Below are 15922 nucleotides of genomic sequence, written 5' to 3'. Positions count from 1 at the left end.
TCTTTTTCTGTTCGATGGCGATCATTCCGATAGGCCGGCGCTATCCGGCGCGCGGCACGGGAAGGGCCGCCATTACCGCTGCCGGAACTGCTTCCGATACCCCGCAGGCGACACCGAGAACGCCGCCGTGAAATGCTGCCGCAGCGACACCGTCGACCCGAACCCCGTGGCCTCGGCCACCCGGTCCACCGACAGCCCGCCCGTCTCCAGCAGCCGCTGCGCGGCGGCCAGCCTGTGGTTCAGCACCCACTGCGTCACGGTCGTGCCCGTCTTCAGCTTGAAGCGCCGCGTGAAATTGCGGCGGCTCAGCCCGGCCTCGTTGGCCAGGCGGTCCAGCCCCAGCGGCTCCTGCAAATGCTCGATGGCCCATTCCATGGCCACGCTTATCGGATCGCCGCCGTCCTCGCGCGTGAGCGGCCGTTCGATGTACTGCGCCTGCCCGCCATCGCGATGTGGCGCCATCACCATGCGGCGGGCCACCCGGTTCGCCAACTCCGCGCCATGGTCGCAACGCAGCAGATGCAGGCAGCAATCGATGGCGGCAGCGGTGCCGGCCGAGGTCATGATGTCGCCGTCGTCCACGTACAAGGCCTTGCGGTCGAGCCGGATCTGCGGGTACTTGCGGGCGAAGTCGTCACTCCAGACCCAGTGCGTTGAAGCCGGTCGGCCGTCGAGCAAACCCGCCTCGGCCAGCACAAAGGCGCCCAGGCACAGGCCGATGACGCGCGCGCCGCGCGCATGCGCATCGCGCAGGGCCTGCAACATGGTTTCCGGCGGGCGCTCGTCCGGATCGCGCCAGGCGGGCACGATCACCGTGTCGGCCTCGGCCAGGGCCGAATAATCGTGCGGCACATGGATATCGAAACCCGACATGGTCGCGACCGGCCCGACAGCTTCGCCGCATACCAGCAGGCGATAGCGCGGTACGCCCAGCCGGGCCAGGTCGTCGCCGAACACCATGCAGGGCACGGACAGGTGGAAGGAACTGATGCCCGCGAAGGCGACGACGGCGATGGTATGCATGGCGCAATGGGCAGGAATGCGGATTTGGCCCGATCCTATCATTTATTGGTATTTGGGCCACTTTCGGGTTCAAACCCGATGGCGCATTCTTGATGCCGTTCGCCCTCGTGCGTGAACGGCACACTAAACGCCTACAGATCAAGGACCTAAGATGAACCACCCGACCATCCGCGCCATCGCCGGCGCCACCGCCCCGCAGTCCATCGACCCGGCCAGCACCGCCTTGCTGGTGATCGACTTCCAGAATGAATACTTCAGCGGCAGGCTGCCCATTCCCGAAGGTCCGGCGGCCCTGCGCAACGCGGCTAAGCTCGTCGCCCATGCCGATCGGCATGGCATTCCGGTCTTCCATATCCAACACGCCACGCCGGCCGGCAGCCCGGTCTTCGCCGACGGCAGCGCCGGCATCGAGTTCCATCCCGACCTGCAGCCCGCGGCGGGCCATACGGTGCTGCGCAAATCGACGGTCAGCGTGTTCCCCAGCACTGACATCGACCAGCGCCTGAAGGCGGCGGGCGTGCGCACGCTGCTGATCACCGGCCTGATGACCCACGCCTGCGTTGCAGGCGCTGCCCGGGACGCGGTGCCGCTGGGGTATCAGGTGATCGTGGCGGCTGATGCCTGCGCCACGCGCGACCTGGATACGGGTGCGGGGGAGCAGGCTGCGTTGCCGCACGCGATGCTGCATCGTGCGGCGCTGGCGAGCATCGATGACACCTTCGGCGACATCATGACGACGAAGCAGGTGCTGGAGCTGCCGTTGGCTTGAGAGGATAAGGGGCCGGGTAGGTCAGCCGGTCTGGTGCGAGTCCATCGGCATCTTGCCTGTGAGCGCGCGTTCGGGCACATGGCGTCGGCCTGCTTCATCTCTGGTGTTCACGGTGCCTTGCTTACCGGCTGGGCTGGGAGCCCTCGCGTTTAGGGGGATTCAGCAGCGAATCGATGATCGGATCGGTTGGCGCCAGCGGCGCTGCGGTATCGGCGGTAGCCAGGGCGGCTGCCACTGAAGCAGGGACTACCGGAGACCCCGTCTTTACGCATGAGTCGATATCCAGGAGGGCCAGCTTTACCTCCTTGGCGAGCCGTTCAGCTGCTGCGTAATCTGGAATGGTTTTGCCCAGGACAGTCACGGCTGAACCTTTTAGCGGCGTACCCTGCATTTTGTAATAGCCGTTGTACGCAGCCAGTACGGCAGCGGCATCGATGGGAGCAGGTGTCAGCGCGTTGAGATTCTGGCGCAGCTGCGATTGAATCTCCATCGACGCGAAATTCATGGATCGCACCAGGATGGGTAGCTTGTTGAGCTCGTCGCTCAACTCCGATGGGGCGCTGTTCTGCAAGGCGTACGTCACCGTGACCACACAGCCCGCCTTCTTCGCCGCCGTATCGAAAAGGCCGCGCTGAGCCTCCAGGTGATACCGCGCACCCAATTGACTCGCACCTGCCGCAATGCCGGCGCCGGTAGCCGTGGTCGCCACGTTTCCAATCAAGCCGCCCGTGACGCCGACGACCACGCCTGCCAACGTCCAGTCGCTCTGTTCATACAAGGCTAGCTGCGCCCGGTCCGCGCGGTCTTGATACGCCGTCCGTTCGGCGACAAGGCGGTCATTGCCTTCGGGGACGGTGGCGAAAGGCTTGAGTGGCGCGGGCGTGTACATCGGATAGGCGCCAGGAGGACGGGCGGCACAGCCGGCCAATAGGACCGAGACCAAGAATAATGGCAACCAATGGCGGCTCGCCGTCCCTTGCGCCGACAGCCGCAATAGCCGAACAAAAGGGGTATTACCCTTCAGGCGCTTGAGCATATTCTTGGGTGGAGATGATTGGACCGAGCGTTTCTGGCGAATGCTGGTAGCCAGCGTAGCAACGAGGATCCGATGCGGCTAGCCATCCAAAAGCACGATGCCAGAGGTCCGAGGAGCCCATCCAGGCGCCCCGGCGCCTAGCGGCCGACCACCTTATTTGGGCCCGGACCCGGTCCGCTCCACGTAGATCGGGCTGGAATAGATGAAGAAGCCGTCCTCGGTCGTGATGCGCAGGTACACCGCATTGTCGGAGTCTGTGTGCAGCGGCACGCGCACCCGCGCCTGCATCCGTTGCACCGGATTCTCGTCAGGTAGGCGATAGACTTGAAGCCGGCGCCGGATGCCGCCGTTTTCCACGACGACCGGCTCCAGTCCAATCTGGTCGACGGGGATCTCGGTACGCACCACCGGCGTGTCGATTTTCAGCACGCCGGCGCGCGGATTGCTCAGCCGCACATCGATGCCGCTGTAGCCGCCGGTGGTCAGCGAGCGCCAGCTCAGCATGTCGGGGCGAGGTTGCGTCAAGGTCTTGTCCAGGTTCCAGAAATTGATGGGCAGCGGATCGACGAAGGTGTTGCCCTCCAGGGTGGCGCTACCGTCCCAGACCGTCTGGCGGCCGCGGCCGCGATACTCGGATCCTTCCCAGACGATACGGATCCGGCTGCCCAGCGCGGCCTCGTCGTAGGGGTACAGCGTCTGCACCACGTCCATGCGGTTGCGGACTTCCACGCGCTCGATGGCGCCATGGGTCAGGACCTCGAAGGACAGCTCCAGCGAGTCGCCGTCGTACGACAGGATGGCGCCCATATCGGCCTGCGTGACGGGCTCGCGCGTGACCGGCGCGCCCAGCTTGGGATCATCGGAATAGCGCTGCGCCGGGCTATCGAAATGCGCTTGCACGTCCAGGTAGGCGCGGCATCCGGTGGTGGCGTAGTGGCGGCGCTGGCGCAGGCATTCGGCGATCGACTGGCGCGTCAGCTGGTCGGCAATCAGACAGCTCAGGCCGCCATATGCGCCAAACAACGATGCGCCCGGATGGCTGGCGCCATGCCGGCCCTTGTGCCCGTCGCTGTTGGCCAGGATGCCCACGCGGTAGCCCAGCCGGAAGGCATCCTCCAGCAGCCATTCGAAGGTGCCCCAGTCGGAGTGGATCTCGATGGAGCGCTCCAGCCGCGCGTCATGGGACCGCGTAATGTCGGCGTAGCGGCCGCCGATGTGCGCGAACACCACCACATCCTCGTCCTTCAACGCGTCGAAGAGCGCATCGGCATCGTTGGCGTCCAGCGCCAGGTCCGACAGGTCGTCGATCAGCGCGTGCGAGGAACGATGAATGGGGCGGCCTTCCTTCAGGTACAGCACGTTGCGGTCGCCGCCCAAGCCGGTGTTGCCCGACCATTCATAGCCGGGGAAGATGATGAACGATCCATCCTGGTTGTATTGCGCGGTCAGCTTATTCAACTGTTCCCAGAACGGCGTGGTGATCTGGAAGTCATTGCCCTGATGGCTCATGACGTCCAGAAAGGCGCGGTCGCGCGCGAACAGGATCAGGTCCTCGGCGGAATTGGTGCCTATGGTTTCCTCGGACTGCCCGTGCAGGTCGGCCCAGTAGTGCCCACGCGTGCCGCCGCCAGCCGCGACGATGCAGCAGGGCGTGCTTTGCGCCACGGGCAGGCCGTTGCGCAGCACCTCGATGCGCAGCTCGCCGGGCGCCTCGGCCACCAATCCCTCAAGCCGCGCGGCAAACTCGCCCTCGCGCATAGTGAACGTGGCGGGCAGGCCGCGCAGCGGCAGGCTGCTGCGCAGGGTGAACTCGCCCGCTACCTGATCGCTGGGGTTGCCCCATTTGTCCTCGCCCTTGAAACCCAGGCTGAAGGGCTCGCCCGCGACCGCCTGGCTGGGCAGGATGGCCTTGTAGGCGACCGGCGGCCCGGCCACCACGGCGATGGTGGGCGAGTGCTGGAGCTCGGTGTAGTTGTAGGTGGCGAAGGCGTCCACCAGCACCTTGAATTCGAACGTAGGCTCGCTGAACGTCTGCACCCGCATGCCGGGCGAGCCCTGCCGCGTATCGCCGAAGCGCACCACGATGCGATCGCCTTCCTCCAGGTAGCCGCGCACCACCCGGATGAATAGCGTCTTGTCCCAGGGCCGGATGTTGCGCTTGCCGTCGTACTCGACCTGCAACACCGCGCCGTTGGAAGCCTCGACCGTGGTGTAGTTCCAGCCGTCCGGCTGATCGAACTGCGGCTTGCCCATGTCGCTGGCGAAACGGTGCACGATCTTGATCGACCCGGTGTCGTCGATGCCGAAATAGCCTGCGGTGTACGTCAGCGTGAACGACGCGAAGCTGCCCGCTTCGAAGCGGCCGGTAGGTTCGACGATGGCCGATCCCATGCGGTCGGCGGCGTAGGAAGAGTGGGGCATTGCGGTTCCTGGCGGGTTAGGGAAATCCCATCTTAGGGACCGCACATCCATATAGCTATAGTATGCAAACTATTCCATCATGATGTCGCTACATGACCGAGCCGATCGAGTCCGTCTCCCTGCGCCAGCTGCGCGCGCTGGTCGCTATCGGTGAAACGGCCAGCTTCACGGCCGCCGGCGAACGCCTGGGCCTGTCGCAACCCTCGGTCAGCCACTTGATCCGCCGCTTGGAGGCCGAAGTCGGCCAGCCGCTGGTGGTGCGCGGCCGCGAGGTCTCCTTGACGCGCGACGGCCAGGCCATGGTCGACGCGGCGCGGCGCGCTATCCTGGCCATCGACAGTTCCATCCAGGAATGCCGCGAACACTCCGACCTGAAGCGCGGCAAAGTCATGGTCGCCGTGGGCCACGTCAGCGCGGCCACCTTGTTGCCGCATATCCTGATGGAGTTCCGCCAGCGCCACCCCCAACTGGACCTGATCGTCGTCGACTGCATGGTGCAGCAAATCCGCACGCGCCTGCTCTCGCACGAGGCCGATGTCGGCCTGGGCGCGGTCATGCAGGACGACGACTCCCGCATCATGGTGGAACAGCTTTCGGACAGCGGCGTCGCGCTCTTCGCGCGCATGGATCATCCCCTGGCCAGGCTGGACCAGGTCGACGCCAAGGTGCTGGCCGAATTGCCCTGCATCCAGCTGAATCCCGAAGCGCCCGCCTGGCTCAACATCAGCCGCCGCTTGATCGCCGCGAACATCTATCCGCGCGTCGAACAGCGCGTCGTCCTGCTGTCCACGGCCATCGGTCTGATACAGGCCGGCATGGGCGTGGCCATGCTGCCGCAGATCGCGCGCGGGCAGATGCCCGCCGGCATCAAGGGCATCGCCTTGCGCAACCCGGCGCTGGAATGGCCGATCTCCATCGCGCGCCTGGCCAACTACCCTTTGTCTCCTGCGGCCCAGGCCTTCGTCGCCGTGGTCCGCTCGGTCTCCCAACGGCTGCGCCGCGACGCCGCCATGCCGTGATGGCATGACGCTATAGCACCCCGCCTATTTTTCGGGGTTGCCTCCTCCGATACGCTGCTCGGCATCATGCAAGCCCGCATGGTTTCCATTGCTCGCGCCAGCGCGGAGGCATCATGAAAACACTACAAGGGGTTCTACTGGGGGCTGTACTGGCCTGTGCGTCGTTTGCCGCGACGCCAGCCGAGGCGGCGCCGTTTCCGGATCGTCCCATCACGCTGGTCGTGCCGCTGGCGGCGGGCAGCACGGCCGATATCCTGGCGCGCTCGATCCAGCCCGGCCTTAGCCAGCAACTGGGGCAAACGGTCGTCGTCGAGAACAAGCCCGGCGGAGGCGGCCAGATCGCCATGAGCTACGTCGCCAAGGCCTCGCCCGACGGCTATACGCTGGTGCTGGGCTCCAACAACACCTGGGCCATCAACCTGGGGCTGTTCTCGAAGCTGTCCTACGATCCGACCAAGGACTTCGTGCCGGTCGCCTATCTGGCGGGCGGCTCCAATGTGCTGGTCGTGCCGTCCGACAGCCCGTACCGCTCCGTGCCCGAACTGGTCTCGGCCTTGAAAGCCCAACCGGGCAAGCTGATGTACTCGTCCGGCGGCAACGGCACCACGCACCACCTCTCGGCCGAACTGCTGCTGTCGATCACTGGCACCCAGGCCGCGCACATCCCCTACCGTGGCGCCCCGCAAGGCGTGGCCGCCGTCATGGCGCATGAGGTCGCCTTCGCCTTCTACAACACGCCCAGCGTGTCCGGCCTGGTCAAGGAAGGCAAGCTGCGCGCGTTGGCGGTCACCGGCGAGGCCCGATCCCCCTTGCTGCCAGACGTGCCGACCATGATGGAAGAGGGCGTGTCGGGCTATGTGATCACCGTCGACCTCGGCCTGATGGCCCCCGCCGGCACGCCGCCGGACGTCGTGGCGAAACTCAACGCCGCGGCACGCAAAGTCATGGATAGCGCAGAACAGCGCCAGCGGCTGCAGGCCTTGGGGTATGAAATCTTCCACGACGGGCCGCCCAGCGGACTGGCGGCATTTATCCAGGCGGATATCGCCAAATGGGTGCCGCTGGTGCAGCGGTCGGGGGCGAAGGTGGATTAAGTGTTTGCGTTGCCTGATTCCTCTGCCTTGGGGAAATGCGCGGGGCGCCAGCCTACAATTCGCCGGCCCCAACCACCTCAGCAGAGTGAGTCCCGCCCATGTCTGAACACCACCAGTTTCTGTGCCCCCGCGACATGCATTTGCCGCCGCCTGATTGGCGGGCGCTGGAAACCAAACTGCTGGAAGGCGGATATGTGATGGAACCGCGCGGCGACGGTGTTCCGTATCGCGCGCTGTTGAATCTGAGCTTCGATCTGGCCAGCCTGAACGAAGGGTCGTACCAGTATCAAGAGGGCCTGCGCACCACGGGTGACGTGATCGCGATGTACGTGGGGGCGGGGTATTTGCCGGCGGAGATACCGATACGCCATAACGACACGATGGAAGAGGCCATGGCGTTGCTGGCTGAACACGGTATTACGCCGGGGGATCGGTATGCGGATAACGAGGGCAGCGACTGGAGCAGCCCGCAGTACTGCCTGGGGCCGGCGGCTCGTGCCTATCTGACTGACGATACGCGAGCTTCTTATGATGCAGATCCCAAGAATTTTCCGTTGATGCTGCTGGCCTATGACGGGCCTGAGCCGCATGTGGCGGTGGGGGAGAATCTCTCCGAGCCTAGTTTGCCGGGGTCAGATGAACTGCTCGAATCCATGCCGCCGTTTGACTCGCATGTTGATTTTATTGGGGCGGCTTACGAGGATCCTGCTGCGCAGTGGCATTGTGCGGAGAATGGGCGCGATTACCGGATATTGGAGTTGGATTGGCAGTACAGCTTGGCGATGGGGTTTCGGATGGTTCGGACGGAATGGCTGGATGATGGAAGTGCCTGGGGGCTTGCCGCGCTGATCGAGGGGCTGATCGGGCAGGCTATGGTTTGCAGCCATCGGCATTTGTGAACGCGGGGTAGGGGATCGGCGCTGGGCTGTTATTCCCTTGATCTTGCGGCCATAAATCTACGGTGCGGATGAGAGGGGTGTCGCTACGGCTGTTCCAGCGGCCACACCTCAACGACCCCGTGCGCGACGGCACAGGGCGTTTGCGACACCATCACTATAGCTTCGGCCATGTCGGCGGCTTCGATGATGGCGAAGCCGGCCACTGGCAAGGGTGAGTTCATGAATGAGCCGGGCGTTGTTTCGACGAGAGCGGCCTCGTGGTTGCGCACTTGTACGGGCTTGCCTGCGACGCCCATCAATACCCCGTCTTTCTGCAATTTTGCGTCGTGCGCATGGGCTGCGTTTCGGATGGCCTGTGGGGTGCGATCGTAACCCTCTTGGTCGCCATATCCGATCGTCACAAACTTAGGCATGGATCGTCTCCTTAACGTGGATGAGATTCGGGGCTGCCTGCAATACCAATATACGGAAAATGGTAAAGCACGGGATGGGCCTTTAGGCACCAGCCCGAGCATGATTTCTCACTTGGCGACGGATCCTCAAGTCTTGGAGACTTACTAGCCGCACTACAGCTTGAGCGGTGTTGGCGGCACAAGACGCTGCTTGTTCTGGTTGGCCTATCTTTTTGTGTTGCTCCAGCGCTCCGTCCTCGCTCTGCCCCTAAAGTAAAGTTCAGGTAATATCTGTAGATATTTGTCACGAACTGGTTTGTTCGCGATCACTTTTACTGGGCGCTTAGATACTTTCTCGAGATTGTGAACCAACGCGAGCGATAGCTCGTACGCAAATTGGAGCAGAGCATGGAGTTGATGGAAAAACTCAGAGGCCTTTCCGAAAAAATTCGTCAGCAAGGCCCCGGAATCAAGACCGAAGAGGCGACGAAGAATGCGTTTGTGATGCCGTTCATTCACAACATATTGGGATACGACGTCTTCGATCCCAACGAGGTGACGCCCGAGTTCATTGCCGACGTTGGCACCAAGAAGGGCGAAAAGGTCGATTACGCGATTCTTCAGAACTCACAAATCCAGATCTTGATCGAGTGCAAGAAGTTCGGTGATCCGCTGAACATAAACCACGCCTCTCAGCTGTTCCGCTACTTTCACGTCACGACCGCGAGAGTATCCATTTTGACGAATGGGCAGGTTTATCAGTTCTACACCGATCTAGATGCGCCCAACAAGATGGACCAGAAGCCATTTCTGGAGCTTGATCTACTTGATATCGACGACTACATCGTCCCTGAACTGAAGAAGCTCACCAAAGGCGCGTTTGATCTGGAATCGGTCATCAGCGCTGCCGGAGAGCTTAAGTATCTGAGTCAGATCAAGAAGATTGTCGCCAATCAATTCGTTGCCCCTGAAGAAGATTTCGTCAAGCTGTTTGCTTCGCGAGTGTATGAGGGCGTGATCACGCAACGAGTTCGAGATCAATTCTCTTCGTTAGCGAAACGTGCTCTTGGTCAATTCTTGAATGATCAGATCAATGAGCGACTTAAATCCGCTATGAATAGTAATGCGGTCGCATCGGTAGTGGCTGATACGCCTGAAGCTGAAGAGATCGGAGATAAGTCAGACGACTCGATTACCACGACGCTTGAGGAAATCGAGGGCTACCATGTGGTCAAAGCAATTGTCCGAGCCGTGGTCGACGTCAAACGCGTCGTTCAGCGAGACACGCAAAGTTATATGGGCATACTTTTGGATGACAACAACAGGAAGCCCATTTGTCGTCTTCACTTCAATCGTGCGCAGAAGTATGTGGGAATTTTTGACGAGAACAAAAATGAGACTCGGCATCCCATCTCGTCTATTGACGAAATTTACAATCTCTCCGATGCGCTTAGAAAAACTGTGAGCTTCTATGGGACGGATGTGACGGCTTGATGCGGGTGATGGTCGGCTTGTCTCGTTTATCTATATAGAAGGATGTCAGATCAGCAACTAGCCCACGGATTTGTAGTCTGACACCTTTATTGCGGGCTTTAGCACAACCGTTTCAAATGTGCATTAAAAATAGAAGCTAATAACTTCAAAAATATGAGCCGAAATATCTCTTGGTTGCATTTGAGCGACTTGCACATAGGGCAGTCTTATCAATGGCTATGGCCAAACTTTAAAGCACTTTTTTTGGAAGACCTCACGCGTTTGGCTGGCGAAGCTGCCCCAATAAACTTGGTGATATTTTCGGGCGACCTCACGCAACGCGGTAGCGCCGAAGAGTTTAGATCTGTTTCCAATGAGTTGGCCGAGATATGGGAAGTTCTCGATAAGCTCGGGCACAGCCCCGTGCTTTTGCCGACGCCTGGAAATCACGATTTGGTCCGTCCAGCCAAAAACGACGCATGCCGTAAAGTTCTCGCGCAGTGGGGGCAAGACCACGACGTTGTTACGGAGTTCTGGTCCAGCGAGAAGAATCAATATATTGATCTTGTTCAAGATGCTTTTTGTAATTACTCCTCGTGGTTGAAGGATCTCTCAAGAGAAGGATTTTTGGTTCCAAACCACGTTTCGGGAAGAATACCGGGTGATATGTCAGCATCTATAACTGTTGACAAGATAGAGGTTGGCCTCATTTCGCTAAACTCTTCGTTTCTTCAGTTGGGGGACGAGGATCATATGGGCCGGCTTTCACTCGACCTACGGCAACTGAACGCGGTGACAGAGCATAATCCTCCGCAATGGTGCAGCAGGCACGAAGTCAACTTCTTGGTGACACACCATCCTCCCGCTTGGCTATCGTCCGAAGCCTTGCAGCATTTCCAAACGGAAATTAGTCCAGTAGGACGGTTTACGTCGCATTTTTTTGGCCATATGCACGATCCTGACCTCACAACGATCTCCCATGGAGGAGACTCTGGTCGCAGATCCTTCCAGAGTTCGTCGCTATTTGGTATGGAGTACTTGGGTGATGGAAAAACCAGCAGGGAGCATGGCTACTCCATAGGCCAGATTCGGCTTGATGAAGAGGGCGGCGCTTTTAAGTTGTGGCCACGAAAGGGGCGCGTCAATCGACGGAATGGAGATCGCAGGATCGTCCCGGACGTTGACAGCTTTGATTTGTTGCCGGGAAAAGAGTATTTAGAACAACCAATCGTCCTGAAGCGCAACTCCATTGCTTCCCAGGCCGTCATTGCCGAAGCGCCGAAACCTGCAGACCTAGCAACGTCCGTTGAAGAGACACTGGTTGAGTGGCAAAGTCTATTACAAACCGCTGTATATCCTCTTCCCGAGCAAGAACAACATCTATCCATCCGCCCATTACAGCAGCAATCTTGCATGGAGAGCTTGAGACAGAGACGAGTGGCTTGGGTGTGTGCGGACTGGGGACTTGGTCGCGACGGATTTCTCTGGTCTGTCGCGAAGCGTATGGGTAGAGAGAATCAATCTATTTATCGCGTTGATTTGGGAAATTATAAGACGCGCAGTGAGTTCCTTGCTAGTTTCGCAACGACAGTTGGATGTTCTTTTCCGGAATTCTGCAAGGCATTAACATCGGCAGGTTCGTGCATCATTCTGCTTGACGAAGCCCCGACGAGTATCGGGAACCATGCAGGCCATCCTTCTGGACACGATGCCGAAAAAATCGGGATGATGCTCCGCGACTTCTGTCCAAGCGCGATCGTCTTTCTGCTTGCGAGGCAAGCGCCAAAGGTCCATTCGATCGATGTCACACGTCTCGATGTGCTGGACGAGGCGGATACTCGGACGTATTTGCTTGCTCATCCATTTGGTACAGCAGAAGCACGCTCTCCGAGAGGCGTTAGTGAGATTTTCCGTCATACCGATGGGCTACCGGTACGTATCGATCGGGCACTTGGCACACTTCGCGTGGTCGGCCTCGCAGAACTCGGCCCGCCAACGGAGGCCGCTTCAATGACCAGTTCGTCGTCGAGCGAAACAATTCCAATGGCGCTTGTGAACGCGGTTAGCGAACTGGCAAACTCCTCGGACCCTGATACACAGCGCTCATGGCTGTTACTCAAGGTGCTGGCCATTCTGCAACACGGCGAGTCGTTACAACGACTAAAACGCATTGAGCATGCAACTCCCATTTTTCCACGCCATGCCGAGGAATTGCTCGAGAGAGATCTGATACAAGTACGCTCCGCCACTTCCATGATTAGGCAAAGCGAAGGGGCGGAGGATAAAATAAAGATATTGGTATCTCCTCGACCAGTTCGAGACTATGTGCTTTCGTGCATGACTCAGCACGAGATTGACAATTTTGTGAAAAAGGCAACTGCTCTGTATTTTGGCGATGGCTGGAGATCCGGTACAACAAGCTTAAGAAAGGTTGATGGAACGCTCATTTCAGATGATGGCAGCCTGCTTCAGAACCCGCATTTCTTGGTAATTCGTCTTCTAAGAACGTCCTCGATTTTGGAATCATCCACCTCGGCTGATCCGGTCCTCAGGTTATGCGAAATATATTGCGGAGCACTTCTTAAAGCAAAAAACTACCGCAATTGCGCTATCGTCTGTCGAGATGTTTTATCAATCATTCCAAACGAAGGCTTCGCCACTCGTCGAGACACTATAGAGATCATGCTGGCCAAGAGTTTACGCATGCTTGGCGAGCATGACGAAGCTCGCGCCCTATTTCAGCGATTGCTCGACGTAGATGCGGGCAGTCGATCGAAAGACGAAGAAGCACAGCTGCTGCTGAATTTCGCCCTATGCCTTCAGTCGTTACAAGACCCAACTGCAATAGAGGTAGCTCGGCAGGTGATGGGTCTCACACCTAAGACTAGCGTCGCGATGCAAGCTGAATCGATCATTCACGAAATGCGAGAGGCTGAGGACAGCGCGGCCAAGCTTTTGAAACTTGAAGTTCAGGCCCGAAAGCGGGGCTATAACACCGTCGCTAACAACCTTGTGCTCAGTAGAACTATCGGTAGCAAGAGTACGGATGCCCACGATGCATTGCGGGAGGTCTACAAGACGGCGAAAGCCGGAGGAGACTTATATACCGCTGCACGGGCAATCGTCCGCCTCGCCACCCGGTTGATGGCAGAATCAACCACTCTATCCACTGCGGACCTTACGAACCTTATCAAGGCATACCAATACTTTTATGGCGAGCGCTTTGATGCGTTGTTTTCCAGCGCTCACAGATCTCTTTGGAACCTCTTCGAGAGCCAAGGGGACGTGCGAAATATGCTAAGCCTATTCCGTCATAGCTCATTTATCTGGCGCCTCCACGGGGATGACGAGCTCGAACAGGAATATATCACCCGATTAATCGGCATGGCTCGACATATTGTTGCGACCGACGTGCTTAGTGCAGATCAAAATACTGCTTATTTCCTTCTCCGGGCCCGCGAGCACGTTACCAGCGCGGGGAATGATTTCAGCATGCTATCCCCGTGATTCAGGCCAGCCGTTAGCCATGATCAGTTTAGTGTCAGCTGCGGGTCGAAAGCCGGCGTCTGCACGAGTCTGATTTCGGCCAAGAGCCATCCTTTAGACAAGTTGTTGTTAGGCGGTCATACGACTGCACAAAAATTTGGTAAAAGGACTGCGTGATGTTGTTAGCTTACATTGACCACAAGAATATAGATCAACGCGCCGATCGTCGCAGCAGTTCGCCAGCCGCATCGAGCATTTCGGAATGCTCAAAGCATGGCAAAATGTCCCTCAATCCAAACTCTTTTCAGAAGAATCTCGATGGAACAACCTCTCTTGCTCCAAGAACGCGTTGAACTTGCAACTCGCATAGGAGAAAGCCACTACCGAGAGTTTAAGAGTGCCCTAGAAGGGCCGCCAGGAGCTAAGAAGAAAAGGCCCACTCGGGATGTGTGTGGGGACATTGCGAAGACGCTTGTTGCCTTCGCTAATGCTGATGGTGGAGAACTTTTTGTTGGAATAGAAGACGATGGCCAAATCACGGGCCTCGCACACGAGCCACAGGAACTTGAGCATTTCAAGCAGGCATATCGAACGCACGTACACGCTGACACACCACTCCCGAAGCCATCAATCAACTTGGTTGCGATAGGCCCAAAGCAGGTTCTCTACTTCTCGATATCAAAAGGCAATGAGTTCGCGTACTTGACCTCAGACGGCAAGTGTCTCAAACGGCTTGACCTAGAGTCAGTTCCAGTCGGTGCTGAGAAGATTCAGGCTGAGCGTCTCGAACTGGCATCGAGGACATGGGACCGGGCAGTAGAAGGTTCTGCCACCCTTGAAGATCTAGATATACCTTCGCTCCAGCAAGTTTCTAATCAAATTGCTTATGGAGTGACTGCCGAGAAATGTCTGCAACACTTGGGCCTTGCGGAGTTCACTCCAGCGGGGTTGAAGCTAAAAGCCGCGGCATTGCTTCTCTTCGCGAAGGATGTCCGGAAATTTCACCCTGGATGCTTTGTCCGAATCTTTACTATCGCAGGTAAGGAACGACGTTCGGGTGAAGCATTCAATGTAGTGAAAGATGACATCGTAGCGGACAACGTAGTAAAACTCGTCGAGACTGCGTGGGAGCGTCTGAGTTATGCGCTTACGATGCACACATCATTGACCGATAAGGCAAAGTTTCAGCAGAGTTATCTGTACCCGCAAATCGCATGCCGTGAAGCGCTTATTAACGCCATAGTTCATCGAAACTATGCGGTCCAGGGACGAGGCATCGAGATCAGCATCTTTTCGGACCGTCTCGAAATCCTTAGCCCCGGGCGAATACTCTCAACCATATCATTGGATGATATCCGTAAGTTGAAAGGCGCACATGAGTCTCGCAATCCATTGATTGCTAGGGTGCTGCGTGAGATCGGCTATGTTCGGGAAATGGGCGAGGGTATCCATCGCATATTTGACGTAATGCGTAGTAATGCACTGGCAGAGCCAGATCTTCAGAGCAACAACGACGATTTTGTCGTCACTCTATTTCATCGATCATTATACGATCCTCGTGTCAAGCTTTGGTTGACGCTCTTCGAAGACTTTAAGCTTCCCGAGAATCAGACGGCGGTTTTGGCTCTTGGATTCGAAGGCAAGGAGTTTTCTACGCAAGACATCATCGATCGTCTCGGCATCGTCGACACGGACCAGGTTCGACAAATCCTCACGCCACTGCGACAACTCGGCATAGTTGTTCGCACGAAGGACGACTCAGAGGCGTTTGCGATATCAAAGACGCGAAAAATTCCAAAGCGTTCCGTCCCAATGTTCAAGGTCATTGGAAAACCGTCCGAGTTGAAGTCAAAGGCGAAAGAGGAAGCCAGGGAGTACGATTACGGAGTTCTCGAAACATCCAATGAAGCAAAGCTCTATCTCAGCAATATTTCATACAGATCCAAAAAGGAGGACGTTGTCGCTTTGCTGGAAAAATATTGCTCAGTCCTGTCGGTCGATTTACCTGATAGCATCCAGCATCCTGGGGCCAATCGTGGCTATGCTTTCGTGACAGTACAACCTATTTCGGGAACCTTCAAGGAACTGCTTGCGTCTCTGCAGAGCATTGAACTCGCTGGGCGTCGTCTCAGTGTTCGTATGCAGCGTTAAAAGTCCACTTTTCGTTGACAACGAACAGCTCCTTAGTGGCGGACAGCGACAAAGCGGTGAATTTGGCTAGTTCACGCGCCAGAAGGTCCGCTTCTTCGGGGAAGCACGGACCGCTGTGGGTCGAGGTTGTGTGGAAACGCCTGTCGTGCTGAAAGCCAC

At 58.1% G+C, this 15922-nt stretch carries 11 protein-coding genes; 7 read left to right on the top strand and 4 right to left on the bottom strand.

Annotated features, from left to right (window positions below):
- Nucleotides 1-72: 72 nt before the first annotated feature.
- The gene (locus tag ACM1PE_RS15165) at nucleotides 73-1023 is read right to left on the bottom strand and encodes a GlxA family transcriptional regulator (RefSeq protein WP_419343708.1); all 951 of its coding nucleotides are present in this window, start codon (nucleotides 1021-1023) and stop codon (nucleotides 73-75) included.
- Nucleotides 1024-1174: 151 nt separating this feature from the next.
- Between ACM1PE_RS15165 and ACM1PE_RS15160 the strand changes: the two genes are divergently transcribed.
- The gene (locus tag ACM1PE_RS15160; RefSeq protein ID WP_306637142.1) at nucleotides 1175-1792 is read left to right on the top strand and encodes a cysteine hydrolase family protein; all 618 of its coding nucleotides are present in this window, start codon (nucleotides 1175-1177) and stop codon (nucleotides 1790-1792) included.
- A 121-nt stretch (nucleotides 1793-1913) separates the two neighbouring features.
- On the opposite strand, the gene ACM1PE_RS15155 is transcribed toward ACM1PE_RS15160, so the two are convergent.
- A complete protein-coding gene (locus ACM1PE_RS15155; RefSeq protein ID WP_419343707.1) occupies nucleotides 1914-2828 on the bottom strand; it encodes a hypothetical protein in 915 nt (304 codons plus the stop codon).
- A gap of 153 nt (nucleotides 2829-2981) precedes the next feature.
- The gene (locus ACM1PE_RS15150) at nucleotides 2982-5249 is read right to left on the bottom strand and encodes a DUF3604 domain-containing protein (protein ID WP_419343706.1); all 2268 of its coding nucleotides are present in this window, start codon (nucleotides 5247-5249) and stop codon (nucleotides 2982-2984) included.
- A gap of 92 nt (nucleotides 5250-5341) precedes the next feature.
- Here ACM1PE_RS15150 and ACM1PE_RS15145 point away from each other — a divergent pair, with 92 nt between their 5' ends.
- The 3 genes from ACM1PE_RS15145 to ACM1PE_RS15135 all read left to right on the top strand — a co-directional run bounded on the left by ACM1PE_RS15145 (nucleotide 5342) and on the right by ACM1PE_RS15135 (nucleotide 8261).
- Nucleotides 5342-6268, top strand: coding sequence for a LysR family transcriptional regulator (locus ACM1PE_RS15145; RefSeq protein ID WP_059373274.1), 927 nt, complete (start codon nucleotides 5342-5344; stop codon nucleotides 6266-6268).
- Between the two features lie 113 nt (nucleotides 6269-6381).
- Nucleotides 6382-7362, top strand: a complete 981-nt coding sequence (locus ACM1PE_RS15140; protein WP_059373272.1) for a tripartite tricarboxylate transporter substrate binding protein — start codon at nucleotides 6382-6384, stop codon at nucleotides 7360-7362.
- Nucleotides 7363-7460: 98 nt separating this feature from the next.
- On the top strand, nucleotides 7461-8261 hold the full coding sequence (locus ACM1PE_RS15135) for a hypothetical protein (protein ID WP_419343705.1): 801 nt from the start codon (nucleotides 7461-7463) through the stop codon (nucleotides 8259-8261).
- Between the two features lie 83 nt (nucleotides 8262-8344).
- Here the strand turns inward: ACM1PE_RS15135 and ACM1PE_RS15130 are convergent, their stop codons facing one another.
- Nucleotides 8345-8674, bottom strand: coding sequence for a transcription initiation protein (locus ACM1PE_RS15130; protein WP_419343704.1), 330 nt, complete (start codon nucleotides 8672-8674; stop codon nucleotides 8345-8347).
- Between the two features lie 387 nt (nucleotides 8675-9061).
- On the opposite strand from ACM1PE_RS15130, the gene ACM1PE_RS15125 reads away from it, so the two are divergent.
- The 3 genes from ACM1PE_RS15125 to ACM1PE_RS15115 all read left to right on the top strand — a co-directional run bounded on the left by ACM1PE_RS15125 (nucleotide 9062) and on the right by ACM1PE_RS15115 (nucleotide 15763).
- A complete protein-coding gene (locus ACM1PE_RS15125) occupies nucleotides 9062-10147 on the top strand; it encodes a type I restriction endonuclease (RefSeq protein ID WP_419343703.1) in 1086 nt (361 codons plus the stop codon).
- A 153-nt stretch (nucleotides 10148-10300) separates the two neighbouring features.
- Complete coding sequence (locus ACM1PE_RS15120) at nucleotides 10301-13633, top strand: metallophosphoesterase (RefSeq protein ID WP_419343702.1); 3333 nt, start codon at nucleotides 10301-10303, stop codon at nucleotides 13631-13633.
- Nucleotides 13634-13930: 297 nt separating this feature from the next.
- Nucleotides 13931-15763 carry an ATP-binding protein gene (locus tag ACM1PE_RS15115; protein ID WP_419343701.1) on the top strand — a complete coding sequence of 611 codons (1833 nt, stop codon included), beginning with the start codon at nucleotides 13931-13933 and terminating at the stop codon, nucleotides 15761-15763.
- Nucleotides 15764-15922 lie beyond the last annotated feature (159 nt).

The sequence above is a fragment of the Achromobacter sp. PD1 genome (genome assembly GCF_048541815.1).
Taxonomy (GTDB): domain Bacteria; phylum Pseudomonadota; class Gammaproteobacteria; order Burkholderiales; family Burkholderiaceae_B; genus Achromobacter; species Achromobacter bronchisepticus_A.
This window is presented reverse-complemented; position numbering and strand designations above follow the sequence as displayed.